A 26,157-nucleotide genomic window follows, 5' to 3' on the forward strand; every position below is an offset into this window, starting at 1 on the left:
TTCACCTCCCTTCCGTGTGGAGGGCGAACTCATCGGGCATGAACCACCGGCGGCCACCGTGTCGCAGCCGCAACAAGAATCCGATGATCCCGCCCAGGCCGAGGTTGTAGCTGAAGGGCAGTTCCCGTGCGTCCGCGGCGCGGATGATTCTCCTTCCATTTTCGCGGACGTGCCCGCTGTGAATGCAGGCCGCGATTTCCGCCGCCCAGGTGAGATAGCGTTTCTCGCCCAGCAGACCGGCCAGGTCGAGCAGCAGTTCGCCATTTCCCGCGTTGCCGTGACAGTGATTGGGACCGACCAACCATCGCTCGTTCCGCACTGCGGTCGCGGCCATTTCCGCCATGCTGAGAAAACGAGCGTCGCCGGTCGTCCGCCACAATCTGGCGAAGAAGGCGCCGATGCCGCCGGAGCCGTTGCACCACCAGGCGGTGTCCGGTTCCTGGACCCCCGCCCGGGTGGCGTCTTCGGGACCGACCGGCCACCGTACGGCTTCTCCGACCCGCTCGGCCCGGGCGTACAGCGCTGTGCCGCAGATCTCGGCCATCTCGACGTAGTCGGTCCTGCCGAGGACGTGGCCGGCCGAGAGCAGGAACGTCGCGATGCCGGCGACGCCATGCGCGAAACCGTAGTGCGTGAGACCGGCCAGTTTGGATCCGAAGCCGTCGGGGATCGGCCACACGACCTCGTCCGCCTGCCGCTCGCAGGTCTCCATCAGCCGATCGCCGCAGAATTGTGCCCGCGCCCGGAATTCGTGGTCGTTCGTGGCCTGCCAGAGCGCGAGTTGCGCGACGCCGGCGCCCGCCGTGCCATGCGTGTAGTCCGGTACATACCACCGCAGCGGAATGCGCTTGGCATAGGCGAGAGCAAGTTCGGCGAGGCCGTCGTCGCCGAGGACGCGGGCGGCCTCGTACAACGCCCAGGCACTGCCCGAGCGGCCGAAGAACAGCCCGGGAAGAACGCGTGGCTCGCGCTCCAGCTCCGCGCACAGCCATGCGGCCGCCATGTCCAGAGCGTGCCGGTATTTCGCGTCGTCGAAGACGCGCACCGCGCCCGTCAGCACCATGACCACGCCGCCGGCGCCGGCGTGCACACCGGCGGGATCCCCCGTCCGGTTCTCGTGCCGCACGGGTGGCCACAGAGATCCGCCGCCAGGCGTCATCCGCTCCACCGTGTGGTCCAGCAGGTCACGCAGCAGGCCGTCCTGCTCGTCCGGGGTGAGGGCCACGATGGGAGCGGGAGAGACGCCGCGGACGCCGCGCAGAGCGGCTCGTACCCGGTCGAGGCTCCACCTCGCCTCCGGCTCGGCCGCCGTCAGGCCGAGGATCGCAGGTGCCAGGCGGCGCAGGGCGTCGTTGCCGTGCAGGGCGGTTCGTACCAGCAGATCCATGCGCTCGGCCGCCACCCTGACAGGGTCGTCCGAGGCCGTGAGCACCAGGTTGACGCGGCCGCAGAGATACAGCAGGCACGCGCCGAGACTGTAGAGGTCGGCCGTCTGCGAGGCGACCGCCGAGGGGCCGGGCCCGCGTGCGGCGATCTGCTCCGGCGCCGTGTAGCCGGGCGTCATCACCGGCGCGGCCGGGCTCCCGTGCCGGGTCACGAACTCCACGTCCACCAGGCGCAGCTCGCCGTCGGGAGTGACCACGACATTGCCCGGGCTGAGGTCGCGCAGCACCAGGCCACTTCGGTGGATCAGTGCCACCAGGTCCACCAGGCGTGCGGCCATGGCCAGCACGTCTGGCGGCCGCAGCCGGCGGGTCTCCGTCCCCCGTGACTCCTCTTCCACCCATGTCCGCAGGGATCGTCCGGGGATCTCCTCCTCCGCCAGGAACAGGTGGCGCTGGTACTCGACCAGCACCACCTTGCGGGGCGTGACACCCAGTGGTCGCATGAGGTCGAGCACGTCCGCCTCGCGGCGTAGCTGGGCGTGCGCGTCCGCGATGTGCGGACGCGCCTCCTTGAGGATCACCCGGTGCCCGCTCCGCCGATCCGTGGCCCGGTAGACCCCGCCTCGGTTGGAGTGCCGGATCGCCTCGTCCACGTGGAACCGGTCGGCGATGAGCACGGGGCCGCCTCCTCCCGCCGGCGGCGGTGTCATCCCGGGAACGGCGGCGCCCACGGCGGAGGCGTGAACCGGGCCTCACGCCGGTCCTCCACCCACGTGCCGTCGGGGGCCACGAGCGCGGGCACGTACGAGCCGTCGTCGTCGAGCCTGGACAAGGCGCTCGTGAATCCCCCGTAGCGGTAGCTGACCAGGCTCCCTTGACGATAGGGCCGGTCCGACAGGATGGTGGGCCCGGCCAGCCCCGCGGTGGCCCGGTGCAGCTCCTCCGCGAGCACACCGAAATGCTCGTCGTCATCGGGATAGACGGTGATGAACTTGCCGCCGCCAGACCTTGGATAACGCATGGACGTCAGTTCGGCGACCTCTTCCAGGCCTTTGGCGAATTTAAAACAGGCCCGTCGGCGGAGCAGCACCCCAGCAGAAATCTCCAGCACCGAAGGCGCCGATTCGGCGGTCGCCGAAACGTGTATCTTCCACCCCTGGATCCGACGACTGAACCCCGGCGGTTCCACATAGCACCAGAACGACTCCGCGCGTATCTCCCAGTGCTCCGGCGCGGTGATATCAGCCAGCAGATCGGGCAACAGTGCAGTCAGATCGCCACCGTCCACGCAGTTCAGCATCGCCTTGCCACTCCGTTTGTCCAGGGTGGTTCGCTGTGGGGTGCTCAGCATAGGCACGTGCCGCGACGCTCCGTCAAGCTGCCTCATGGCGGCAATTGACCGGCAAATGACGGTCCGACTTCCATTACGGCCGCCGCGATGCGGTACAAGTAATCACATGCGGCAGGAGCGCCATTTCCTGGACAATGGTCAGGGCGTCCCGGTAATCAGCTACGTGCGCGGGGAGCGGGATGGCCGGCCGTGGGCCCACAAGATCGAGGTCCTCGGCCCGCGACCGACCGAGACGGTCGCGGCGAAAATGCGCGGCTGGTACGTCACGGCATCCGAGGAGTTCGGCGCGGAATTGATGACGAGGGGTGCTCGGCTCATCCGGCACGCGCACGTGATCTCCTGTGATCTCAGCGGAGCGGCGGCCCTGCCCTCCGCGCCGGCACCCGAGGGATTCCGGTTCGTGCCCTGTGATCGCGCACCGGAGGAGGTGTTGCCCGCATGGCGGAACGCCTTCCCGCCAGGGCATCCGGATCATTCTCCGCACACCGACGAAGAGGTCCTGCGCGACGAGGTGGCCCCCCTCCTCCGCGGTGAGCTGATCGGCCCGGTCCTCCCCTGCAGCTCACTCGCCGTGGACATGACGGATCGTGTGGTGGCAGGGGTGGTGGTCAACGACTGGGACGGGCTCCCGTGGATCGCCAACGCCTTCCGCCATCCTTCCGGCACGCCCCGGGGCCTGGGCCTGACCCTCCTGCGTCACGTCATACGGCAGGCGGTGGCCGATGGCCTCGACGTTCTCACCGCCGTGGTCAGCCACGCGAACCCGGCACGGCACATCTGGAAACGGATCGGCTTCCGCACCGGCGAGACGTCCATGACCGTTCTTCTCTGAACTCATCCGTCCGAGGCAAAGGCGTCGAGGCGACCATCGGCCTTGGCGTGACCTCGCCACTCCTGACCGTGGACTTCACCACCACGCGGCTCCAAGATGACACTGGGCAGCTCGTGGAGATCTCCGGATATCCCCACCGCGCTTCCGGCGGGGCGCCCATCCACCAGAGCCACAGGTCATGAGAGCTTGGAGGGCGGCATGATTCGCCTGACCCCCTTCCACGAGGGCGCGAACGCACGTCCGGTCAGTGAGCGGTCCGAAACGGCGGATGTGCCGTGACGATCAGGGCGGCCGTCGTCGGTGGCAGTCCCCTGCGCCAGCAGGCCGTGGACGACCTGCTGCACAACGAGGACTTCCAGCTCGACCAGGTGCTGAGCCGGGACCCGGTCGTGGACTCGGATGGAGCCCCCGCCGATATGGCCTGGGAGAGCCTGCTGCTCGACGCGGAGATCCGGCTCATCATCCTGTGCACCCACACGGTGGCGAGAGTCGCCCTCGTCCGGCAGGCGGCCGAGGCGGGCAAGGCGGTACTCCTCCAGGAACCCGCCCCCTCTTCGCAGGAGCTGGCGCAGCTCCGGCAGCTGGCCCGGCGCGACGCCGCGTTGATCGGGGTCATGATGCCGTTCCGCATGGCGCTGCCGGCCGAGGTACGCACCTGGCTGTGGACGGCGACGACCTGCGGAACGCTCGAGGTTTCCCGGTCACATCCCTTCGAGGAGTTTCGCAACCCGTTGTGGTTCCGCTGGGGGCCGACGCGGCAGAAGCGGGCGCTCGCCCGGATTCTCACGCCGTACCTGGACCTGGCCTGTCAGCTTCTCGGCGAGCCGATCGACACGAGAATCCAGGCCGATGACGAGCCTGGAGGGCGGGCCCTCGGCCTGGTGAGCTTCCACAACGGCTCGCGACTCGCCTTCGCCGGCACGACCTGTTCCGCGGTTCCGTCCGAGCGGCTCAGCCTGTTCGACACCGATGCGCATCTCACGGTCAGCGGCGACACCCTGGTCTTCGAACGCATGGGATCGAGGGCCACGCGGGAGATCCCGCCCGTCCGGGTCCTGCGCAGGCTCGTCTACCAGGAGATCGCCGCTTCCATCGAATCCGGCACGCCGCTGCGGCATTCCACCGTGGGCGCGTCCGACGGCCTGGCCGCCATTCTCACCTCCTTCGTCACGCTTCACCGCACGCAGATCACCCAGTGAGAATTCACCGGCGGCGTGGGACGGTCTCAGAGCCGGGTCTGTCTGATCATCGCGAGAGGCCGGCTCAGCGGAGCGTCGCGGTGAGGGTGCGGCCGTGGGCGTGGTGGGTGGTGGCCTGGATCAGGGTGCCGCCCGGTACGCGGCGGACCGTCACCCCCTCGTCCGCCGCCTCCACGCGAAGAGGCGCGCCCTGCAGGACGACGGAGACTCGGTCGCGTTTCATCGTCGGGTCCGACAGGGCGACGACCGTGCGCCGGCCGGACCGGACCATGACCGAGGCCGGGCCGTCGATGACGAGGCGGCCGGCGTGGCGCGGGCCGTCGGTGAAGACGTTGGCGGCGATGATCCCGAGAGTCTCGTGCTTGATCGCCTGGACATCGCGGGTGTTGGCGAGGACGGTCAGCGGGCCGCGCGGGTAGCGGCGCAATGCGGCTTCCGTCGCGTTCGGGACCAGGGCGTAGGCGAGGGCAGTGACGTCGCCGGCCGCCGGGTGGGTGACGGACGCGGTGAAGACGTTCTTGGTCACCGCCGTGTCGGGGTTTGACGTGCGGACGGCTCTGCGGCTGCGGGTCACCGTCTCCAGGCCGGCCGTCACAGGCTGCCGGGTCAGGAAGGCGTAGCCGATCGCGGTGCGGCGGGTGGCGTTGGCGTAGCGGAGCCAGCGCGGTGGCCTGGTGTCGCCCGTCTGCCAGGCCCCGCCGTCCCAGCCCTCCCCGCTCACCGCGACCGTGTCGCCGGGGGCGGCGATGCGGCTGTCCACCGTGGTCACCGCGTCGCGGCCGCCCTGGCCGGAGACGCCCGCGGCCAGCACCACGATCTCGTCGTCGAGCATGAACCAGGACTTGGTGGCGCGGGCGTTCTGGTAGGCGACGAAGTCGTCGGGCAGGATGCCCGCCTGCTTGGCGGTGTAGGCCACGTCGTCGGACTGGACCATGCCGGCCACCCCGTAGGCGCCGAGCGTCGCGCCGCCGGAGAACGTGTTCTCGGCGCGCGGGAAGTACACGTAGGTGTTCTGGGACTCCGAGGAGGAGGTGAAGTTCAGCGGGTGCCCGGGGTTCTCGTACCAGAACCGGCCGCCGTACAGCTCGGGGATCGTGCGCCGCTCCTCCACCGGCGCGGTGACGCCGGCCAGCCGGTACGGCGAGACGGTCGTGTAGTAGTCGACGCCGAAGACCTGGCTCTGGTCCTCGCCCGAGAGGTAGAGGTGGAAGGCGCCCTCGCCCTGGAACCAGGGCATGAGGTTCTCGCCGTTCATGTACTCGTACTTGCTGATCCGGTCGGAGTTGCGGGCCAGGGCGAAGGCGTAGCCGGGGCGGCGGTGGACGGTCCGGTCCATGGCGTTGAAGGCGACGCAGCGCTGGGGCGGGTTCAGGTCGGCGGCCGGGACGGCGGCGTCGGCGCGGATGGAGGCGTAGCGGGCGATGCTGATCGGGGAGACGAAGGCGGTCGTGTCGGCGGCCGGGAGGAACTTGACGTACTTCTTCAGCGGAAGAGGGTCCTCGACGTGGTCGGCCAGGTCGGTGACGGCCTCCACGATCACGCCGACGTCGGCGTAGCCGGTGGCGGTACGGGAGACCGCCCTCCCCTTGACGATCTCCATCAGCCAGCCCTCGAAGATCAGCGGGGCGAAGCCGTCGGCGATCCAGCGGTAGACCACGCCGGGCAGGTCCGCCGAGGTGCCGCCGCTCGTCACTCCCTCCAGCATCTTGAGGGTCTGTACGACGCGGGTCAGCAGGATGCGGCCGTAGGAGCCGGTGTAGGCGACCGAGTCGTGCTGGATGAAGGAGCCGTCGCGGTAGTAGCCGTCGGTGACGCCGTGCTGGAGGTTGTACGGGTCGATGGTGGCGAAGACGGTGGCCTGGTCGGCGATGGCCTTGCCGACGCGGGCGTCGTCGCCGGTGAGCGCGCCCTGCAGGATGCGGTTCGCGGTGATGTCGGCCAGGTTCGCCCCGGTGTGGAAGCGGGAGTCGAGGTCGACGTCGCCGTTCTTGCCGTTGCGCAGGTAGGCGTCCATCGAGGCGAGGTAGGTCGCGGTCAGGCCAGGGCGTTCCTCCCGGACCCGTTCGGGGAGCAGGGCCAGGGTCCTGCTCACGTGGGTGGGGATGCCGATCTCCCAGTTGTGCCAGTTGCCGTAGTAGCCCTTCGACTGGTCGCCGTAGTAGCGCTCGTGCAGCCACACCAGGCCGTCGGCGACCCGCCGCTGCGTGGCGGCGTCATCGGCGAGGCCGCCGCCGGGCGTGCGGGTGGCGAGGGCGATCTCGTACAGGTACTGGTAGGCCAGCCGCAGGTTGGCGTCGTCGGTGCCGAGCTTCAGGCCGGAGAACAGCTCACCGTCGGCGGCCTTGTCCATGGCGGCCAGCCTCTGCCTGGCGGTGGCGAGGATCGAGGCGAGCTTGGCGGCGACCTCAGGGCGGGCGTTGACGTCGGGGGTTCCGGCGAGCATCGCCACGGTGTTGGTGAGGAGCCGGGCGTGATCGATCCCCGCCGCGGCGCGCGCGGGGGCGGCCATGGCCAGCAGCCCGGTGGCGGGGAGCAGGCCGGCGGCGGGGAGCAGGGAGAGGACCTGGCGACGGGACATGTGCGGCACTGCGGGCTCCAGGCCGTAGGGGGATGCCGGGCTGGCCCTACATGATCTATTTTGTCCGGGCCGTTAAGTCAAGCTCCGTGACTCCGGTTTCGGCGCTGGACGTACAGCCGGTCGCCCTCGGGGCCGGTCCATTCCATCCGCACGACGCCGGCCACGGCGGCGTCGGCGACGCGTGACGGGTCCGCCCAGTAGCCGAAGTTGGGGTTGCGGAAGAACGTCGCCCACAGCCGGCCGCTGTGATCCACGAAGACGTTGTTGTGGCCGGCGCCGACGCCCGCGGTCCACCGCTGGGAATACGGTCCCTCGAAATGGTCCGACACGGCGACGATCGCGTCGTACTGGTACTGCGTGCGACCGGGGCCGGCCGGGTCGTAGGCGTAGTGCGTGCTGCCGTCGGGATCGGTCGACGTCCGGTTCCACGCGGCGTGGAGGAGGTAGTACTTGCCGCCGTGCTTGAACACGTACGCGCCTTCGAGATACGGCTCGGGCGAGTAGGGCGTCTGCCGGAACTGCGGGAGGTTCGTCGTCGGGACGATGTCCTCCATGTCGTCCCGGAATTTCGCGTAGAAATTGTTGTGCAGCACGAGCCACGCGTCGTCGCCCTCGGTGTAAAGGCCGCCGTCAATGTGGTGGTAGGCGCCGGGCTCGATGAACTTGGGTCCCCCGACGAAAGAATCGCCGAAGGGCTTTTCGTGGTTGCCCTCGACCAGCCGGTACGGGCCCTCGATCCCACCCTCGCTCACGAGCATGAACGAGCCGACCTTGCGGGAGTGGTCGCCCATGCACGCGACGATGTACCACTTGCCGCGGAAGTGGTGCACCTCCGGGGCCCACGCCTGGCCGCGCTTGCCGAACTGGGCGTCGTACCAGTACTCCTGCCAGGGAGCGACGACGGTGCGCCCGGGCCGGTTCTCGCCGGCGAACTCGGGTGACCACACCTTGCCTCTCTCGGCGTCGGGCCGGATGCCGGTGGTGTCGACGAGTTTCCACGGCCCCCGCAGGGACGGGGAGATCCACACGAAGATGCCGTCGTTCCACGGGGCGGCCGCTTCGAGCCCGGGTACCCGGGTGGTGCCCGTGGCGACGTACATCGGACGCCCGTTGACGACGAAGCAGTTGACGTAGGTGTCCCGCATCCAGACCTGGCCGCGTTCCTTGTCACTGGGGCGCAGTTCGAGCGGGAGGATGAAGGAGTTGTCCTCCCGTGGCCACAGGTCCGGCCGGGTGTCCGCGAGGCCGTAGGGGGCGAGGGCGGGCCAGTTCGGCGGGTACCGCCGCGCCGAGGCCACCGACGCCCGCGCGGCGGCGGCGGGCAGTGCCGCCGCTCCCAGAAAGCCGGCGGCACCGGCCAACAATGACCGCCGGTCGACGTTGTTCATTAGTCTTCGTCCTCCTGTGTCGTGCAGGTGCCTGGGTGAACACGTTAGTGACACTTATTTCGACATTGAATGGACGACAAATAAGGAGAACGATTCTCAGCGCGCCACGGTGCGGAATCCGGCGTTGGCCATCGACGAATCAGGGGTGTTCGCCGAACGCGCCGAGTTGCGGTAACGGTTGCAGTAGGAGTCATGGCACAGGAACGAGCCCCCGCGCAGCACCCGGGCCGTGCCGCGAAGCGGGCCGCGGGGGTCGTCGGGCGGTGCGTAGGCGTAGTAGTCGGGCGCGTACCAGTCCGAGCACCACTCCCAGACGTTGCCCACCGTCTGCCAGAGTCCGTACGCGTTGGGAGCGTACGTGCGGACCGGGGCGGTGGTCAGGTAGCCGTCGGCCGTGGTGTTCTCGGTGGGGAAGACGCCCTGCCAGATGTTCACCCGCCACTCGTCCTCGGGCAGGTCGTCGCCCCAGGGGTAGCGGGCGCCGTCGAGGCCGCCCCTGCTGGCGTACTCCCATTCGGCCTCGGTGGGCAGCCGCCGGTCGGCCCACGAGCAGTACGCGACCGCGTCGTTCCAGCTCACGTGGACCACGGGATGGTCGGGCTCCGCCGACGACAGAGGTCCGCCGGGACGCCGCCAGTCGGCGCCGCGCACGCCCACCCACCAGGGAGTGCCGGGAACGGGGCCCATCACGTCCTCGGGGCGGGCGCGCAGGGCCAGGTGGAAGACGGCGGAGAAGCCGTACTCCTCCGCCTCGGTCCGGTAGCCGGTCGCGTCGGCGAAGGCCGCGAAGTCGGCCGTGGTCACGGCGGTGGCGTCGATCGAGAACGGCGACAGCGCGACCCGGTGAACGGGCGACTCGCCGTCGCCCGGATTGCCGTCGCCGGTGGCGTCGCCCATCAGGAACGCGCCGCCGGTCAGGTGGATCTGCTGGATCCCGTGCCGGCCCTCCGCCGCGAAACGCACGGCGGGCCCCCTCGGCGGTCCCGGCGTCGCGGGCGTGCAGCAAGACACCTCAGACCCCCTCGGGCACCGGCTGGCCGGGATGCGGCTCGTCGCCGAGGGCGGCCTGGGCGCGGTGCATGCGGACCTTCATCTCCTCGCGGACCGCGCGGTACGCCGGGTCGTGGTAGACGTTGCGCAGCTCGTCCGGGTCCGTCTCCAGGTCGTACAGCTCCCATTCGCCGCTGTAGGTGAACGAGCCCGTGCCGGGGAGGCCCATGCCGTCGTTGTAGAAATAGATGATCTTGTAGCGGGACGTCCGGTAGCCGTAGTGGGCCGGCGCCTTGTGGAAGACGTCGTCGTGCTCCCAGTAGCGGTAGTACATCCCTTCCGCGGGCGGCGGACCCGGCTCGCCGGTCAGGTCGGCCAGGAAGCTGCGGCCCTGCATGCGTGGGTGGTGCGGCACCCCCGCCGCGTCCAGGACGGTCTGCGCGAAGTCCACGTTGGTGACGATCCCGGTGTGCACCTGGCCGGCGGGGATCCGCCGCGGGTAGCTCAGGACGAGGGGCATCCGCAGCGATTCCTCGTACATGAAGCGCTTGTCGAACCAGCCGTGGTCGCCCAGGAAGAAGCCCTGGTCGGAGCAGTACATCAGGAGCGTGTCGTCGAAGTCCCCGCGCGCGCGGAGCCAGTCGACGACCCGGCCCACGTTGTCGTCGACGGACGCGACGACGGCGAGGTAGTCCTCCATGTACCTCTGGTACTTCCACAGCGCCGTCTCCTCGTAGGACAGCCCTTCGGGCGGCTCCTGCTTGAGGTCGTCGGCGTTCAGGTGCTCGGCGATCCGCATCGCCGCGCGCCGGGCCGAGGAGGAGCGGGTCGCGTAGTCGTCGGTGAACGTCGCGGGCACCGGGATGGGGTCGGTGTACCTCCCGGCGTGCTTCTCGTCGGGCTCCCACGGTCGGTGCGGCGCCTTGTGGTAGATCAGCAGGCACCACGGGTCCTCGCCGTCGAGACCGTCCGCCCAGGACAGCGCCATCTCGGTGATGAGGTCGGTGGCGTAGCCCGGAACGGTGCGCAGCCCGTCCTCGGACAGGAACGAGGGGTCGAAGTACTCCCCCTGCTCGATCAGCACGTCCCAGTAGTCGAACCCCTGCGGGTCATGACCGGGGCCGTCCCCCATGTGCCACTTGCCCACGATGGCGGTGCGGTAGCCGGCGGCCTTGAGCCGGCTCACGAACGTCGGCTGCGCGGCGTCGATGGGCGTGACCAGCGTCGAGACCCCGTTGACGTGCGAGTACGTGCCGGTCAGGATGCTGGCCCGGCTCGGCGAGCAGAGCGCGTTCGTCGCGAAGCAGTTGTCGAACCGGGCGCCGAGCGCCGCGATCTCGTCGATCCGCGGCGTCTGGTTGACCACCGACCCGTACGCGCTGACGGCGTGCGAGGCGTGGTCGTCGGTGAGGATCATGACGATGTTGGGACGTCTCATGGGGTCACCGATAGGTCGCCTCGTCGAGCCCGCTCAGGGTCGGGTCGTAGGAGACGTCGCCGACGTCGTACATCGACGTCATCCAGTGGTAGAAGTTGTCGCCCCGGTCGCGCAGCACCTGGTAAAGCCGCCGCATCAACCGTCCGCGCACCGCCTCCATCTCCGGATGGCCGTAGACGTTGAGCAGCTCGTCCGGGTCGGTGAACAGGTCGTACAACTCGTTCGTCGAGTCCGGGTTGACGACCAGCTTGTAGCGGTCGGTCCGGATCATCCGCTGCGGGTACGGGAAGTGGTGGCCGTGGAACTCGCAGACGATGTCCTGCTCCCACGCCACCTCGTCAGCGGAGGCGAGCGGCATGAGGCTGCGCGAGTCGACGGCGGGAGCGGGGTCGATCCCGGCCAGTTCGAGGATGGTGGCCGTGCAGTCGAGCAGGCTGACGAACTCCGTGCGGACGACTCCGGGCTGCTGGCCGGGAACGCGCAGGATGCCGGGCGTGCGGTAGATGTCCTCGTACATCGCCGGGCCCTTGTCGTGCAGGCGGTGGGCGCCGGTGAACTCGCCGTGGTCGCAGGTGAAGAACACGGCCGTGTCGTCGACCAGCCCGAGGCGCCGCATGGCGTCCATGACCCGCCCGATCTGGGCGTCGATGAGCGCGACGTATCCCCAGTAGACGGCGATGAGCTTGCGCGTCTCCTCCAGCGGCATGGTGTCGAACGTCCAGTGCGCGCTGTAGTTGGCCTGCACCGGCGGCTTGCCGGCGAAGGTCTCCGCGATCGACTTGGGCAGCTCGACCAGTTCGGGGTCGAACATGTCGAAGTACTCGTCCGGCACGATGTACGGCAGATGCGGGCCGAAGAAGTTGAGCTGCAGGAAGAACGGCTCCGGCTCGGCCGCGTACCGTTCGAGCATCTCGATCGCCCGCGTCGCCAGGTAGTGCTCGAACGTCGCCTCGACCGGCTGGCGCAGCCGCGCGGCGAGGAGGTTGCCCGGCCCGCCGTTCGGCAGCGTCCCGCGGATGTGGTCGTGGATCTCGTACGGCGGCAGGCCGTTGGCCGCCAGGTAGTCCAGGTAGTCGGGATGGTCGACGGGGTTGTGCCAGCCCGGCAGGTCAGGCCCGTCGAACCCGAAGTCGGCCGCCCGCCGGTGGTGCCCGACGTGCCACTTGCCGATGAGCCCGCAGTTGTAGCCGGCGTCCCGCAGCGCCCCGGAGAAGCTCCACTGGTCGTCGGGCAGGTCCTCCATGTAGCCGACGTTGCGCTCGTGGTTGGCGAGCAGCTTGTGCCGGAACGGCGCCTGCCCGGTGAGCAGGCTCGCCCGCGCCGGCGTGCAGATCGCCGTGGGGGTGTACCAACGGTCGAAGCGGGTCCCGGTCCGGGCCAGTTCGTCGAGCACCGGGGTGGCGGCCAGCCGGTTCCCGTACGCGCCCAGCGTGTCGGCGCGGTGCTGGTCGGTCATCAGGAAGAGGATGTTCACTTGGCGGCGCCCGTGAACAGATCGCCGGTGTAGTACGTCTTCGGGTCGACGGCCCCGGTCAGCTTGCCAGCGCCGGTGAAGTAGTCGTTCATCCCGTTCAGCCACTTGTCGATGGTTCCGTCCTTGGTGTAGCCGTCCAGGTCGGACAGCGACAGCACCTTGGAGTTGGCTGCGTCGGCCTTCACCTGCTCCGGCGGCTGCTTGAGCATCTTGGCGGTGGCGGCGATCGTCTCGTCGAGGTGGTCGCTGCGGTACTGGATGGCGTCGCGGAGCACGGCGACGACCTTCTCCGCCTTGGCCCGGTCCTTCGCGACGACGTCGTTGCCGGCGACGAACGCGGTCGGGAACGACACCGTGTCGGCGAAGTCCTCGTTCTTCGCCAGCTCGACCAGGTCCGGGACCGCCTTCTTGATGGTGCCGATGGCCGGGTACCAGAAGCCGGCCGCGTCGATCTGCTTGGAGGTGAACGCCGACACGATCGTGGACGCGTCCATGGGGACGATCTTGACGTCGTTCTTGGTCAGCCCGGCCTTGCGCAGGGCGAGCGTGAGGATCATGTCGCCGGAGGTTCCCTCGGGCACGCCGACGGTCTTGCCCTTCAGGTCGGCCATGGTCGTCGTACCGGCCTGCGCGATGACGCGGTCGGCGTTGCCGAGCGTGTTCATCGCGACGACCTTGGCCTTGCCGGTGGCGGGCAGCCACATGGCGCCCGGGCCGATGTAGCCGAAGTCGAGGTCGCCGGTGCCCAGCGCCTGGATCTGCAGGGGGCCGTTGGTGAAGACGCTGGTCTTGACGTCGACCCCGTGCTTCTTCCACAGGCCCTGGGCGTCGGCGACGGCCAGCAGGCTCGCGCCGTTGAAGTCGGCGATGTAGCCGAAGTCCACCTGGGTGGCGCCGCCGTCCGCGCCGCCGGAGCCGTCCGACGAGCAGGCGGCCGCCGACAGCGCCACGACGACGGCCGCGGCGGCCATGAATGTCTTTCTCATTGCGCGGACTCCTTGATCTGCCGCTGGTGGTACACGGAATGCCAGACGCGGTTGCGCAGCGCCCCGAACTCGGGGCTCAGCCTCATGTCCTCGTCGCGTGGATAGGGGAGGTCGACGTCGATGACCTCGACGATCCGGCCGGGACGCGCGCCCATGACGACCACCCGGTTGGCGAGGAACACCGCCTCATCGACGTCGTGGGTGATGAACATGACCGTGCGCCGGTCCTTGCTCCAGGTCTCCAGGAGTTGCTCCTGGAGCCGCACCCGGGTCAGCGCGTCCAGCGCGCCGAAGGGCTCGTCCATGAGCAGGATCGACGGGTTCACCGCGTACGCGCGGGCGATCGCGCAACGCTGCTTCATGCCTCCCGAGAGCGTCTTGGGCAGCGCGTCGGCGAACTGCTCCAGGCCGACCAGACGGATGAAGTGCTCGGCCCGCCGCCGCCGCTCGTCGCCGGGGACCTTCGCGGTACGCATGCCGAACTCGACGTTCTCGCGGACGGTCAGCCACGGGAACAGGGCGTACTGCTGGAAGATGACCCCGCGCTCCGGGCCCGGGCCGGTGACCGGCTTGCCGTCCACCAGCGCGGTGCCGCCGGTGGGCTGGTCCAGCCCGGCGAGGATGTTGAGCAGCGTGCTCTTGCCGCAGCCGGACGGGCCGACGATGGTCACGAACTCGTTGTCGGCGATGTCGAGCGAGACGCCGCCCAGGGCGACGAAGTCCTCGTTCCCGACGGGGAAGATCTTTTCGACGTCGCGTACGGAGATCTTGGGAGTGCTCATCGGTTCTCCTGCCAGGCCGTCAGTCTGTTGCCGGCGAGCATGAGCAGCCGGTCCATGATCAGGCCGAGGATCCCGATCGTGATGATGCCGACGAAGATGGTCGGCAGGTCGTAGTAGAGCTGCGCGCTCTGCATCCGGTGCCCGAGCCCCGCCTGCGCGGCCAGCAGCTCGGCGGCCACCAGCGTCCCCCAGGCCGAGCCGAGCCCGACCCGCATGCCCACGAGGATGAACGGGGTCGAGGCCGGCACCACGACCCGCGCGAAGATCGTCCCGTCCTTCGCGCCGAGCACCCGGCCGGCGTTGATGAGCGTTCTGTCCACGCTGACCACGCCTTGGTACGTCGAGATGACGCAGGCCAGGAACGCCGCCAGGAAGATGACGAAGATCTTCGGGCTCTCCCCGATGCCCATCAGGACGAGCACCAGGGGCAGCATCGCCAGCGGCGGGATGGTCCGGAAGAACTGGATCCACGGCTCGAACAGGCCACGGGCGACCGTGTACCACCCCATGACGAAGCCGACCAGGACCGCGGCCACCGAGCCGAGGGCGAACCCGGCCAGCACGCGCCCGAGCGAGGCGCCGATGTCGGTGATCAGGGTGCCGTCCTGGATCATCGTCCAGCCGGCCGAGACGACCTCGACCGGAGACGGGAACTGCAGTCCCGCCAGGGACAGCCCCCACCAGATCGCCACCCCGGCCACCACCGAGACGATGTTGAGGACCAGGAAGGTCCGGCTCTTGCGCGGCCGGGCGTTCGCGGCCCTGGTGGCGTCCGCATTGATCACGGCCACTGTCGGCCTCCGTCCGTCGTGACGTTCGCTTCGTATCCGGCGAGCAGGGGGGATTCATGGAACAGGGCGGCGATGGCCCCGAGCGCCCCGCTCTCGTCCGAGAGCAGGGCCGGGCGGATCACCGGCGCCGCGTCGGCCAGCCACGACAACTCGTAGGTGACCGTGGACGCGACCTGCCGGATCAGGGCGGGGGCGATCTCGACGATGTCGCCGCCGAGCACGATCTCGCTCGGGTTGAGCGTCATGGCGGCGGTGCCGAGCATCCGGCCGACCGCCGTGCCGGCCTCGCGCAGCACCTCGTCGACGACCGGATGCGCGATCTCCACGGCCGCCTTGAGGTCGTCGAGCGAGTCCATGGGCACGCCCAGCTCCCGGCACCGCCCGAGGATCGCCGGGACCGAAGCCACGGTCTCGACGCAGCCGCGCTTGCCGCACCGGCACTGGGCGCCGCCCGGAACGGCGGTCACATGGCCGAGCTCGCCCGCGTACCCCTTGGAGCCGCGCGCGAGCTGGCCGCCGACCACCAGTCCGCCGCCGACGCCGTCGGACAGCCGCAGGTAGATGAGGTCGCGCACAGAGTCGGACTGGGCGTGCAACGCCTCGGCCAGCCCGGCGAACCGTACGTTGTTGTCGACGATCACCGCGGCGTGGAAACGCTCGGCGAACACCTCCGCCACGCCGTCGGCGCCCGAGCGGTCGCCCCAGCCGGGCACGCCGACCCCGATGGCCTGGAGCGCGCCGTAGTGGACGCCGGTGTCGGTGCTGAGCCGGTCGATCAGGGCCAGCCCGGCGCTGAGCCGCTCGGGCCACTGCGCCGACTCCTCGTACCGTGACGTCCCCGACGCGATGATGTCGTGGGCCGCGTCCGCCACCAGGACGTTGACGCGGCGGTGGCCGAAGTCGACGCCCATGTACTGCCCGGAGGCCGGGTCCAGCGCGAGCCGCTCGGCGGGCCGGCCGCTGCCCACACGCTCGACGGCGTCGGTGTCGACGACCCGGATCACGCCGCGGCCGAGGAGGTCGCCGGTGATCTCGGAGACCGTGGTGCGGGACAGGCCGACCCGCGCCGCGATCTCGTTGCGGCTCTGCGCGCCGTTCTGGCGCAGCACGCGCAGCACTCGCTCCTCATGGGATCGGCGGACGAGCGCGTGCACTCCGTTGGGCGTCGTTGACACGCTGGCAACGTAAGCTTCGTCCCTTTTTTACGTCAACCTTCCGGCAGAAACAATCGAGAAATCCGCCAGATCCTTTACGGAAGTCCTTGAGCAGGGCGAACTCGCCGGAGGCTACCGGTTCGTCCCGAGGCTGACGTCGAACCGCACCTCGACCTCGTCGCTGAGCTTGAGCGTCCCGAAGAGCGCCGAGTAGGGCCGGATCCCCCACCGGGACTGCGCGATGACCGCCGAGCCGTGCGCGCGCCCCTCGGCCACCGAGCCCCGGACCGCGACGGGCCGGGTGGCACCGACGATGGAGAGCTCACCCTCGACGCGGAACGACTCCGCGGTCCCGTCGACCCGTGTCGACCGGAACGTGATCGTCGGGTGCCGGGCGGTGTGCAGGATCTTCTCCCGGACGATCTTCTCGATCTCCTGGCGGTCGGAACTCGTCAGCGGCTTGACGCCGCCGGTTCCCTTCCGGACCTCCAGCGACTCGGCGTCGATCTCGACCGTGACCGAGGAACGGGAGGGAGCGACGGTGGCTTCGCCCCGCCAGCGGGTGACTTCGATGGTGAGATCGTGACCGGCCTTCGCGCCGATCCCCGTACGCGTCGTATGGACCAGGAGCCGGCCAGATTCGGGCCCCAACGTGTAGCTACCAGCGGCGATGCTCACCTTGCCAGGCTAGCCCGGCCCCGAAGAGACCTTGGAGGAGGACGACGGGTCGATGCTTGGGGACGGGTTTCAAGAGATGCGCGGCTTACCCCTCACGCTCCCTCGCCGAGGCGCTTACCCCTTCCCTCGGGGACGCTCTCGACGAGCGCTACGAACATCCACACCGCACGGTAGCCCTTACTCCTGAGACCAATAGCTGCGGTGTTGGCGAACATAATCCAGCCCGATAGCGTGACGCCGATCAACGTACAGGTGGCACATGACTGTGCCGGTCGCCGCCTCCACGACCTTGAGATCGTCAGTCAAGTAGATAGCACCATAGTCGAAACGAAGGTGATCGTTCGGACAGAGACAGAGCGCGTTTGACTCATGGTCCGGCCCATTATGCGGTACGCCTAGCCCCTGGATATGAGCTACTTGACTGGCTGGCCCGGTTGGCAACTGGATGGCTTCCCGACAGATCTGGCAACGGTTCTCGTACCAGTCCTTGATGTTCCGTACGACAGACGCTTTGCGCGCCAAGCGTGCGACCACCGACTCGATGCGACTCACCGGCCCCGTCGTTGACGAATCGCTGTACTCGTCGGATTCAAGATCGCCTAGGTCCTGGATGTCATACATGCTGCCGATCTTGACCATCCGAAACTGGAGCACGCGATATCCGTCAGCACGTTTCTTAAACCAGTGCCGCACCACTCGATAGAGACCATCGTACCTGTATCCCGTGAGGGGCGCGTGTAGAGACTCCTCCTCATGTCCTCTAATCACACGAACTGGGAAGCCCTCATATTGACTCAGGACGAGCCCTGCATTGCCCTTTTCATAGCGCTGGTCCGCTATCTGCTCCTTTCGGCCATTTTGCCCTCCCTGGCCGGTATATATAATAAGATCCCCTTCGTCGTGATCGTCGGGATAACCGCCATTCAGCACGATCGCGTCGGCGCCGTCGCGTGGCGTCCCTGAGATGCCAGCCTGGTTATGCGCATGCAGGCCTGCCATGCGGAGTTCTTCACGGGTTCGGTAGGTGCTGCCCTCCGGATGACCGGGGATCTGGCCAAATGTCCTGGTATACGCCACCGGCCGATCATGCCACGAGAGCCCAGGGCGAGAATAGTCCTCTCTCATCTGTACGTTATGCGAGCTATGCGGATTACGTCTGTTTCGACGGACGCCTGGGTCGGGAACTGTCACAGGGCCATGGGAAGGCCGGGGGCACCGTAGGGGTTACCGTCAGCGCTAGTTTCTTCCCATGCGCGCTCAAACCATTGAGATCAAATCCAGGATTGTTAGTGTCCGGCACGCCTCGCGGCCCGCGAGCGTGGCGACGGTCGGCAATGGGGGACCTGCGTTCACAGCAGCCACTTGATCTGGTTTGTACAGGCTGGGCTGCCGCGTCGCCGCCGCGGACCGGGCACCTACCGCAGGTGAGAACTTGTGATTTCGAAGGTCGTGCCTGTTCGCCCGCCCTGTCGCTATCGGCCCTCAAGCCCCGAACGGGACATCACGGACATAAGCGCCACTTTGCCTGGGCTCCGGTTCATGACCATCCCGACAGGCGCTGGCGGCAATGTGTCGGGCCGCGCGAGGGTCGAGGCGGAGCGCGGCCCATCGACTGCCCATCAACCGATGCTGGAGCACTTCCTTCACGTACTCCTGATAGCTGGAGGGGCCCGAGGATGCGCCGGGGACTAGCGTGATCGCCCGGGCAAGCAAGGAGGGTTCATGAACCGCAAGACCGCTGTCGCTTCGTTAGCCGCCGCCATGCTGGTGGCCGGCTGCTCGGTGACCATCCCGGAGCCCGACCAGAAGGGCATCGTCTACGACGCCGGCATGTTCTCCGACACCACGTTCCAGAACTGCGTCGAGCCCGGAGTGCGCGACGTGTCCGGCTGGGGGGACAAGGGATATGTCTACCCGGCCGGCCAGCGCACCTTCGAGTTCGCCGCCGACCCGAACGATCCCTCAGGGGTCAGGACGAAACCGGCGGCCGAGGCGGGTCCGCTCACGATGTGGACCAAGGACCCGCTGGAGATGCGGGTGTCCGGCGTGGTGACGTTCTCGCTCACCAGCGACTGCAAGACCCTGCGGCAGTTCCACGAGCAGATCGGGCTGAAGTACAAGGCCGACACCGACGCCGGCTGGAACAAGCTGCTCAGCGTCTACATCGGCCAGCCGCTCGACCGGGCGCTGGACGCCGCCAGCAAGGAGTTCGCCTGGCGTGATCTCACCTATCTCAACCCCCAGGCCAAGCAGCAGTGGGAGGCGAAGGTCGCCGAGTACATGGCGCAGTTCCTGCGCGAGCAGGGCGGGACGGCTTTCTTCGACAAGTTCTCGGTCACGCTTCAGCAGCCACAACCGCCGCTGAAGGTCCGCGAGGCGATGGCGGCCGTGCAGCAGGCGAAGGAGGAGAACACCGCGCAGAAGGCGAAGAACGAGAAGGCGCGCACGGAGCTGGAGGCCATCAAGGCGCTCAAGGACGTGCTCGGCGCGCAGGGCGCGGTCATGTGGCAGGCCGTCAAGGACGGACGCATCCAGATCATCGTCTCCGACAGCGGCCAGATCAACGTCACTCCGAACAGGACAGGCGGCAACTGAGACAGCGGCGCGACGTCGGGCTCCCCCGCGACGGTGGGGCCCGCTCGTCACCTCCTTCGGCCCGGAGCTCGGCGCGCTTGCCGAAGCGAAGAGTACGGATTTCTAGGCTGTCCCGTTTGTCGGCATATCTGGCTTATAGGGCAAAAGCCGATAAATGTATCCCTACAACGGCATTCAAATCCTGGACACAGTGAAGCAATACGGAATGCGACTTGCCGGATACTGCAGAGGATCACGCTGAACGAGGACATAGCGGCCGCCGCGTGCGAACTCGCGAGTAATTTGCAATGATGATCTCGCCGGTGCAGCGCCAAGAAGGAGGTGAGGCCGGTGTCCTACAGTCCCAAGCTCGCCGCCGGCCTGTCAGGCGCCACGCTCCGCCAACTCGCGCACTGGCGTAAACCCAGCTCAAGCCTGGGAGCCGTCCTCATTCCCGAGATTTCCGAGGTCCGGCCGATCCTCTACTCGTTTCGCGATGTGGTGGCATTGCGTACCTGCGTGAAACTTCGCAACGACGCTTCGCTGCAGAAAATACGCCGGGCCTTGGACACCTTGCGCGCCGACCTGGGCCAACGCGCTCATCTGTCGGCCTATCGGCTGGTCGCCGATGACTCGACGATCTATCTGGTCGAGTACGGCCAAGCCACGGACCTGGTACGCCGTAAGGCGAATGTGGTGATCCACGAGTTGGTGGACGTGCTGCAGCCCTTCTACCGTGATGGCCGGCACATTCCGGACCTCTTGCGACCCCGGGAGCATGTAACGGTTGATCCGGCCGTCAGGGGCGGGATGCCGGTGATCGAAGGCACAAGAGTGCCGTACGACGAGGTCGCCGCGCTGTTGCGGGACGGGATTCCGGCGGAGCGCATTTCCGAGTACTACCCCAACGTGACAGCCGCGGCGGCGCTGGACGCGGGCGACTTCGCGGATTATGTCGACAGCTATGAGTCCTCTGGGGAGCGGCGTGAGGCTGCTGCTGGATGAGAACGTCCCCAAACCCCTCCAGCAGGTGTTGACCGCCTTCATCGTGAATCACGAGATCGTGCATCTGCTCGAGCTCGCCGGCTGGTCCGGAACTCGGGATGAGAGCCTCTACCCCCGAGCGGCGGCCAAGGGGTTCGATGTGATCCTCACCAACGATGGTCGCCAGATGCAGCGTCCGCGCGAGGTGGCGGCCATCGCTGCTTCGGGCATGCACCGGATCGAGTATCCCCACAGGCATCCCGGCCTCGTCGGCATGGGCGTCGCGATCGCCACGGTGTCCGCTGGGCTGCCGAGTGCGCTTGCTCTACTCGAAGCCGCGAAGGGCCAACGACTGATCAGCTTACGTGGCGTGGATCCGACGGCGGCACATCGTCTGAGCCTCATCGACCCAGCCGTGTCACCGCCCAAGTTCTGGCCCGCACAGGAGTGACACCGGCCGCGGTTCTGTACACAGGCGGCCACGTCGCTCCCGTCCGTTCCACCATGGCCCCGTACGCGTAGGTTGATGATCGTGCGGAGACTGGTGCTTTTCGACCTCGACAACACCCTGGTCGACCGGCTGGACGCCTTCCGGAGGTGGGCGCGGGAGTTCGTGGCCGAGCGGGACCTGGGTGAGGGGGCGTTCGAGTGGATGGTGCGGCTGGACGAGGACGGGGCGGTGCCGAGGGAGGTCTTCTTCCGGCGGGTGCGGGAGCGGTTCTCGGTGCGGGAGTCCGTCGAAAAGTTGTGGGGCGAGTACCGGGCCGGTATGCCGCGGATGGTGGAGTGTCCGGAGGCGGTGTTGCGGGCGTTGGAGGGGCTGCGGGACGCCGGATGGCGGGTGGGGATCGTGACGAACGGGATGGAGGACAACCAGCTCGGGAAGATCCGGCGGTCGGGGCTGGGTGAGCGGGTCGACGGGTGGGCGATCTCGGGGGCTGAGGGGGTTCGGAAGCCGGACGCGCGGTTGTTCGAGATCGCGGCTGAGCGGTGTGGGACGACTCTCGCGGATGGTGGAGGCTGGATCGTGGGGGACGATCCGGTGAAGGACGTCGAAGGTGGGCGGGACGCGGGGCTGCGGACCGTGTGGATCGATCGGGGAGCCGGCGCGTGGCCGGCCCGGCTGGCCGCGCCCGACCATGTGGTCACGGACGCCCGGCGGGCGGTGGAGGTGATCATGGCTGAGGGTGGAGGTGCCGGGTGACCTGGTGGGCGGTGGTCCGGTTCCTGCATGTGCTGTCGGCGGCGCTGTGGGTGGGCGGTCAGCTGACCGTGTCGCTGGTGGTGTTGCCGCTGGCGCGGCGGCTGCTGGACGAGGAACGGCGTGGCGGGCTGCTGAAGGCCGTGGGGCAGCGGTTCGGGGTGTTCACGGTGGCGGTGTTCCTGCCGGTGCAGGTCGCCACGGGGGTGGCCATCGCCATGCACAAGGGGGTCACGTGGGCGTCGCTGGCCGAGCCGGGGTACGGGCGGGTTCTCGCGGCGAAGCTGCTGGTGTTCTGCCTGGTCATGGTGGCGGCGGGGTTGCACGGGTGGGCGACGGGCGTGGGGCGGGCGGTGTTCGCCCGGGTGATGGCTCTGGGGGCGCTGGCCGGGTCGGTCGTGGTGGTCCTCTTCGCCACCGCTCTGCCCTACACGTGAGGTTCCAGGTGGGTGGTGAACCAGGTCACGGCCAGGCGGGCGACCGCGTCCAGGGTTCCCGGCTCCTCGAACAGGTGCGTCGCCCCGGGTACGACCTCCAGCCGGGCCTCGCCAGCCAGCCGCGCCAGTGCCCGGCGGTTGAGGTCGAGGACGGCCGGGTCGGCGCCGCCGACGATCAGGAGGGTGGGCTGCTCGACGTTCCAGAGGAAGTCGCCGGCGAGGTCCGGGCGGCCGCCGCGTGAGACCACCACGCGCACGCCGTCCGGCAGCGCCGCGGCGGTCATGAGGGCCGCCGCCGCGCCCGTGCTGGCGCCGAAGAGGCCGATGGGCAGCCCCTCGGTACGGGCGTCCGTCCGCGCCCAGGCGACCAGCGCCTCCAGCCGGCGGGCCAGCAGGCCGATGTCGAACCGCAGCTCCCGCGTCACCGTGTCCAGCCGCTCCTCCTCGGGGGTGAGCAGGTCGGCGAGCAGGGTGGCCAGGCCGGCCGCCTGGAGCCGCTCGGCGACGTGACGGTTGCGCGGGCTGTGGCGGCTGCTGCCGCTGCCGTGCGCGAACAGCACCAGTCCCCCGGGCCGTTCAGGAGCGGTGGGCGCGGTGAGGTCGGCGTCCAGGGTGACGCCGTCGGCGGGGATCCGCAGCGCTTCCGTCAACGGGAGGCGCCCTTCACCGGCAGCCCGGCCGCCGCGTCGGGTACGGCGATGTCCATGCGGGGCGTGCGGCGGTACCCCGTCCCCGGCGGCCGGGGCGGGATGCGCAGCCGTGGCCTGGCCACCTCCCGGTACGGGATCGAGGACAGCAGATGGGAGATCATGTTGATCCGGGCCCGCCGCTTGTCCTCGCTCTCCACGTCGTGCCAGGGCGCTTCGGGGATGTGGGTGTGGACGAGCATCTCGTCCTTGGCCCGCGAGTACTCCTCCCACCGGATGATCGACTGAAGGTCCATCTCCGACAGCTTCCAGCGCCGCATCGGGTCGTCCAGCCGGTCGCGGAAGCGCCGTTCCTGCTCGGCGTCGCTCACGGAGAACCAGTACTTGCGCAGCAGGATCCCGTCCTCCACCAACAGCCGCTCGAAGATGGGGCACTGGTGCAGGAAGCGGGTGTACTCCTCCTGCGTGCAGAAGCCCATGACGCGCTCGACGCCGGCCCGGTTGTACCAGCTCCGGTCGAACAGCACGATCTGCCCGGCGGCGGGCAGATGCTCGACGTAGCGCTGGAAGTACCACTGCGTCCGCTCCCGCTCGGTGGGGGCGGGCAGGGCGACGATGCGAGTCATGCGGGGGTTGAGGTACTCCGCGACGCGCTTGATGGTGCTGCCCTTGCCGGCGGCGTCGCGTCCCTCGAACACCACGACGACCCGCCGGCCCTCGGCCCGGACCCATTCCTGCAGCTTGACGAGCTCTCCCTGCAACCGGAAGAGCTCCTTCTCGTACGGCTTGCGCCGCAGCTTCCCGCCGGCCTTCGCCATGGGTCACCCCTGCCCCGCCGTGCGCCTGCCGATGCGCACAGCGGGGCAGCCCGTGAGCAGGTCCATGGCGGGGGCCGGTCAGACGCCGGCCGGGAGCCGGGTGCCGAGGCGTTTGAGCCGGATGCGGGCCCTGGTGCGGAGCGGTTCGAGCGCGATCGTGCGGGCCCCCGCGGGGACGTGGCGCAGGTCGTGCGTGATGAGGATCGTGGTCCGGCCGGCCATGAGCCGGCGCAGCGGCTCCATGATGCGGGCGGCTGTGGCCTCGTCGAGGCCGGTCATCGGCTCGTCGAGCACGAGCACGGGCGCGTCGCGCACGAGGGCGCGGGCGATCGCGATGCGCTGCCGCTGGCCACCGGACAGGAGCCGGCCCCGCTGGCCGACGGGAGCCTCGTAGCCGCGCGGCAGCGCGGTGATGAACTCGTGCGCCCCGGCGAGCACCGCGGCCCTGACCACCTCCTCGAACGTGGCTCCGGGACGGCCGTAGGCGATGTTCTCCCGCACGGTGCCGGAGAACAGCATGCTCTCCTGGTGCAGGATCGTGACGGCCTCGCGCAGCGAGGACCGGGTCAGGTCACGGAGGTCCACGCCGTCGAGCAGGATGCGTCCCTGCTCGGGGTCGTAGAACCGCAGCAGCAGCTTGGCCAGCGTCGACTTGCCCGCCCCGCTGGGGCCGGTGCAGACGATCAGCTCGCCCGGCTCGGCCGTGAACGACAGGTGCCGAAGCGTCGGCCGGTGACGGCCCGGGTAGGTGAAGCCGACGTCGTCGAACTCGATCCGCCCGTGGCTGCGTGACACCAGTGTCAGGGCGGTGCCGCGGTCGTTCACCGACGGCCGGCTGCCGAGGATCTCCATGACGCGGTCGGAGCCGGCGGCGGCCTCGGACACGCTCAGCGCGATCTCTCCGAGCCCCTGCACGGCGGGGTAGAGCAGGCCCAGGTACGCGGCGAAGGCGAGCAGCCCGCCGAGCGTCAGGCGACCCTCGGCGATCTCCCAGGCGCCGACGCCGAGGATGACGACCATGCACACGGTCTGGATGACCTGCACCATCGGGCCGTACATCCCGGACAGCCGCGCCTGCCACATGTTGGCGCGCAGCCAGCCGCGGCCCTCACGGTGCAGCCGCCGCGACTCTGTGGTCTGCCGGTTGTACGCCTGGACGAGCGACTGGTTGGCCAGGCTCTCCTCGATGACGCTGTTCATGGCGCCGTTGCTGAGGCGCTCGTTGGCGGCGGCGACCCGGAACCGGGCGGCGAACACCTTGGACACCACCAGGAACGCCGGGACCAGCGCCATGGTGATCAGCGCGAGGTCCCACCTGATGAAGAACGCCGCGCCGGCGAAGAAGACGACGCTGACGACCGTGGTCAGCACCTTGACCAGGCCGGAGCCCACGAGCTGCTCGATGGCCTCGATGTCGTCGGTGAGCCTGGCCATGAGGTCGCCGAGCCGCCGGTTCTCGAAGAAGTCCGGCGACAGGGTCTGCACGTGTGCGAAGACCCGGTCGCGCAGGCCGAGCAGGAAGCGTTCGGCGCCGAGCGCGGTGACGTACGCGCCGCCGAACGACATGACACCGGCCACGATCGCGAGGCCCAGCCAGGCGAGGGCGGGCGCCCAGAACGCGGACAGGACGCGGGTCGTCAGCACCTTGTCGGTGATGTGGCCGAACAGGGCGATCGCGGCGACCTCACAGGCCGCCGCGAGGATGGCGAGCACCGTGCCGGCCACGAAGAGCCGGCGCAGTCCTCGCGTGCCAGGCCAGAACTCCCGGAAAGTCCGGCGGATGGACACCGCCGGCGCGATCGCCGTGCGATGGGCGCGGGCCTGGGGCGAAAGGGAGAGCCGGCGGGTGACCCGCCGGCTCTCGGGTGGTTTTACCACCACCCGCCGCCCCAGCCGCCGCCCCAGCCGCCGCCGCCCCAACCGCAGCCGCCGCCGCCGCAGCCGCCCCAACGGCGGCGCCATCCGCAGCCGCCGCCACAGCGACGACGCCTCCAGCACGGTCCCCAGCCCTGACGGAATCCGTTTGTAACGGACATAGTCCCCTCCCCCGAGATCGGACTTTCACTTCCAAACCGGACCGTACCACCCATAAGCCGATAAATCACCACTAATCCGGGCGAGCAAATCAGATTTGACCAGGACGCCCACGGAAAGCAACGGTTGCCCGGGCCCGGTAAATCGTCAGCAAAGATCGGGACGCCACTCGATACTTCGTCGACGGTTTACTCGCCTCCCCCGCCCTGACCTGGGGTTACGCGTCCTCCAAGGTGAGCCGGAGTGGTGATTAGGCGGGCGTTGAAGAATGTCTTTACATACCGGTGGTGTTCGTTATACGCGGCCCTTCGGCCATGGGTCCGGGTGGCGCGACCCGGGCGCCATCCGGGAACGGCCCGACATGGCACCCGGGACACCGCCCCTGAACGGCCGGACAAACCGCGCGAGAAGCGTCGCCGAGGACCGGGCGCCACAT

Annotated in this window: 23 protein-coding genes; 7 read left to right on the forward strand and 16 right to left on the reverse strand. The window is 68.9% G+C overall.

Annotated features, from left to right (window positions below; genetic code table 11):
* Position 1: 1 nt before the first annotated feature.
* Entirely contained in the window at positions 2 to 2,095 is a 2,094-nt protein-coding gene (gene lanL / locus MTP10_RS35855) for a class IV lanthionine synthetase LanL (protein WP_310715506.1), read from the reverse strand.
* Positions 2,092 to 2,685, reverse strand: coding sequence for a hypothetical protein (locus tag MTP10_RS35860; RefSeq protein WP_310715509.1), 594 nt, complete (start codon positions 2,683 to 2,685; stop codon positions 2,092 to 2,094). The genes lanL and MTP10_RS35860 overlap by 4 nt, the downstream gene beginning before the upstream one ends.
* A gap of 157 nt (positions 2,686 to 2,842) precedes the next feature.
* On the opposite strand from MTP10_RS35860, the gene MTP10_RS35865 reads away from it, so the two are divergent.
* Together MTP10_RS35865 and MTP10_RS35870 are read left to right on the forward strand one after the other, a co-directional pair.
* On the forward strand, positions 2,843 to 3,568 hold the full coding sequence (locus tag MTP10_RS35865; protein ID WP_310715512.1) for a GNAT family N-acetyltransferase: 726 nt from the start codon (positions 2,843 to 2,845) through the stop codon (positions 3,566 to 3,568).
* A gap of 275 nt (positions 3,569 to 3,843) precedes the next feature.
* Entirely contained in the window at positions 3,844 to 4,767 is a 924-nt protein-coding gene (locus MTP10_RS35870) for a Gfo/Idh/MocA family oxidoreductase (protein WP_310715515.1), read from the forward strand.
* Positions 4,768 to 4,831: 64 nt separating this feature from the next.
* Here MTP10_RS35870 and MTP10_RS35875 read toward each other — a convergent pair whose 3' ends face one another.
* The 11 genes from MTP10_RS35875 to MTP10_RS35925 all read right to left on the reverse strand — a co-directional run bounded on the left by MTP10_RS35875 (position 4,832) and on the right by MTP10_RS35925 (position 18,103).
* Complete coding sequence (locus tag MTP10_RS35875; protein ID WP_310715517.1) at positions 4,832 to 7,345, reverse strand: polysaccharide lyase family 8 super-sandwich domain-containing protein; 2,514 nt, start codon at positions 7,343 to 7,345, stop codon at positions 4,832 to 4,834.
* Between the two features lie 77 nt (positions 7,346 to 7,422).
* On the reverse strand, positions 7,423 to 8,733 hold the full coding sequence (locus MTP10_RS35880) for a family 43 glycosylhydrolase (protein WP_310715519.1): 1,311 nt from the start codon (positions 8,731 to 8,733) through the stop codon (positions 7,423 to 7,425).
* A 96-nt stretch (positions 8,734 to 8,829) separates the two neighbouring features.
* A complete protein-coding gene (locus MTP10_RS35885) occupies positions 8,830 to 9,696 on the reverse strand; it encodes a formylglycine-generating enzyme family protein (protein ID WP_310715521.1) in 867 nt (288 codons plus the stop codon).
* Positions 9,697 to 9,745: 49 nt separating this feature from the next.
* The gene (locus MTP10_RS35890) at positions 9,746 to 11,161 is read right to left on the reverse strand and encodes a sulfatase (RefSeq protein ID WP_310715523.1); all 1,416 of its coding nucleotides are present in this window, start codon (positions 11,159 to 11,161) and stop codon (positions 9,746 to 9,748) included.
* 4 nt (positions 11,162 to 11,165) lie between these two features.
* Entirely contained in the window at positions 11,166 to 12,635 is a 1,470-nt protein-coding gene (locus tag MTP10_RS35895; protein WP_310715524.1) for a sulfatase-like hydrolase/transferase, read from the reverse strand.
* Positions 12,632 to 13,621, reverse strand: coding sequence for an aliphatic sulfonate ABC transporter substrate-binding protein (locus tag MTP10_RS35900; RefSeq protein ID WP_310715526.1), 990 nt, complete (start codon positions 13,619 to 13,621; stop codon positions 12,632 to 12,634). Before MTP10_RS35900 ends, MTP10_RS35895 begins: the two co-directional genes overlap by 4 nt.
* Positions 13,618 to 14,403 (reverse strand): ABC transporter ATP-binding protein, encoded by a 786-nt coding sequence (locus tag MTP10_RS35905; protein ID WP_310715527.1) that lies wholly within the window; start codon positions 14,401 to 14,403, stop codon positions 13,618 to 13,620. The genes MTP10_RS35900 and MTP10_RS35905 overlap by 4 nt, the downstream gene beginning before the upstream one ends.
* Positions 14,400 to 15,194: an ABC transporter permease gene (locus MTP10_RS35910; RefSeq protein WP_310715529.1), complete on the reverse strand. Its 795-nt coding sequence runs from the start codon at positions 15,192 to 15,194 to the stop codon at positions 14,400 to 14,402. The genes MTP10_RS35905 and MTP10_RS35910 overlap by 4 nt, the downstream gene beginning before the upstream one ends.
* Entirely contained in the window at positions 15,185 to 16,369 is a 1,185-nt protein-coding gene (locus MTP10_RS35915) for an ROK family transcriptional regulator (protein WP_310715530.1), read from the reverse strand. The genes MTP10_RS35910 and MTP10_RS35915 overlap by 10 nt, the downstream gene beginning before the upstream one ends.
* A 111-nt stretch (positions 16,370 to 16,480) precedes the next feature.
* The gene (locus MTP10_RS35920; protein ID WP_310715531.1) at positions 16,481 to 17,026 is read right to left on the reverse strand and encodes a YceI family protein; all 546 of its coding nucleotides are present in this window, start codon (positions 17,024 to 17,026) and stop codon (positions 16,481 to 16,483) included.
* A 177-nt stretch (positions 17,027 to 17,203) separates the two neighbouring features.
* Positions 17,204 to 18,103: a YDG/SRA domain-containing protein gene (locus tag MTP10_RS35925; RefSeq protein ID WP_310715532.1), complete on the reverse strand. Its 900-nt coding sequence runs from the start codon at positions 18,101 to 18,103 to the stop codon at positions 17,204 to 17,206.
* A 645-nt stretch (positions 18,104 to 18,748) separates the two neighbouring features.
* Here MTP10_RS35925 and MTP10_RS35930 point away from each other — a divergent pair.
* The 5 genes from MTP10_RS35930 (at position 18,749) to MTP10_RS35950 (ending at position 22,222) form a co-directional block, all read left to right on the forward strand.
* Positions 18,749 to 19,621 (forward strand): SPFH domain-containing protein, encoded by an 873-nt coding sequence (locus MTP10_RS35930; RefSeq protein ID WP_310715533.1) that lies wholly within the window; start codon positions 18,749 to 18,751, stop codon positions 19,619 to 19,621.
* 330 nt (positions 19,622 to 19,951) lie between these two features.
* The gene (locus MTP10_RS35935) at positions 19,952 to 20,605 is read left to right on the forward strand and encodes a DUF433 domain-containing protein (protein ID WP_310715535.1); all 654 of its coding nucleotides are present in this window, start codon (positions 19,952 to 19,954) and stop codon (positions 20,603 to 20,605) included.
* Positions 20,586 to 21,035 carry a hypothetical protein gene (locus tag MTP10_RS35940; protein ID WP_310715537.1) on the forward strand — a complete coding sequence of 150 codons (450 nt, stop codon included), beginning with the start codon at positions 20,586 to 20,588 and terminating at the stop codon, positions 21,033 to 21,035. The genes MTP10_RS35935 and MTP10_RS35940 overlap by 20 nt, the downstream gene beginning before the upstream one ends.
* Before the next feature lie 81 nt (positions 21,036 to 21,116).
* Positions 21,117 to 21,788 (forward strand): HAD family hydrolase, encoded by a 672-nt coding sequence (locus MTP10_RS35945; RefSeq protein ID WP_310715539.1) that lies wholly within the window; start codon positions 21,117 to 21,119, stop codon positions 21,786 to 21,788.
* Complete coding sequence (locus tag MTP10_RS35950; RefSeq protein WP_310715541.1) at positions 21,785 to 22,222, forward strand: hypothetical protein; 438 nt, start codon at positions 21,785 to 21,787, stop codon at positions 22,220 to 22,222. The genes MTP10_RS35945 and MTP10_RS35950 overlap by 4 nt, the downstream gene beginning before the upstream one ends.
* On the opposite strand, the gene MTP10_RS35955 is transcribed toward MTP10_RS35950, so the two are convergent.
* From MTP10_RS35955 to MTP10_RS35965, 3 genes are all read right to left on the reverse strand, one after another.
* Positions 22,213 to 22,872, reverse strand: coding sequence for a dienelactone hydrolase family protein (locus tag MTP10_RS35955; protein ID WP_310715543.1), 660 nt, complete (start codon positions 22,870 to 22,872; stop codon positions 22,213 to 22,215). The two genes, MTP10_RS35950 and MTP10_RS35955, sit on opposite strands and share 10 nt — an antisense overlap.
* Complete coding sequence (gene ppk2 / locus MTP10_RS35960) at positions 22,869 to 23,687, reverse strand: polyphosphate kinase 2 (RefSeq protein WP_310715545.1); 819 nt, start codon at positions 23,685 to 23,687, stop codon at positions 22,869 to 22,871. The genes MTP10_RS35955 and ppk2 overlap by 4 nt, the downstream gene beginning before the upstream one ends.
* Before the next feature lie 78 nt (positions 23,688 to 23,765).
* Positions 23,766 to 25,685 (reverse strand): ABC transporter ATP-binding protein, encoded by a 1,920-nt coding sequence (locus tag MTP10_RS35965; RefSeq protein ID WP_310715548.1) that lies wholly within the window; start codon positions 25,683 to 25,685, stop codon positions 23,766 to 23,768.
* Between the last annotated feature and the right edge of the window lie 472 nt (positions 25,686 to 26,157).

It is taken from the genome of Nonomuraea sp. 3-1Str (genome assembly GCF_031570565.1).
GTDB lineage: Bacteria > Actinomycetota > Actinomycetes > Streptosporangiales > Streptosporangiaceae > Nonomuraea.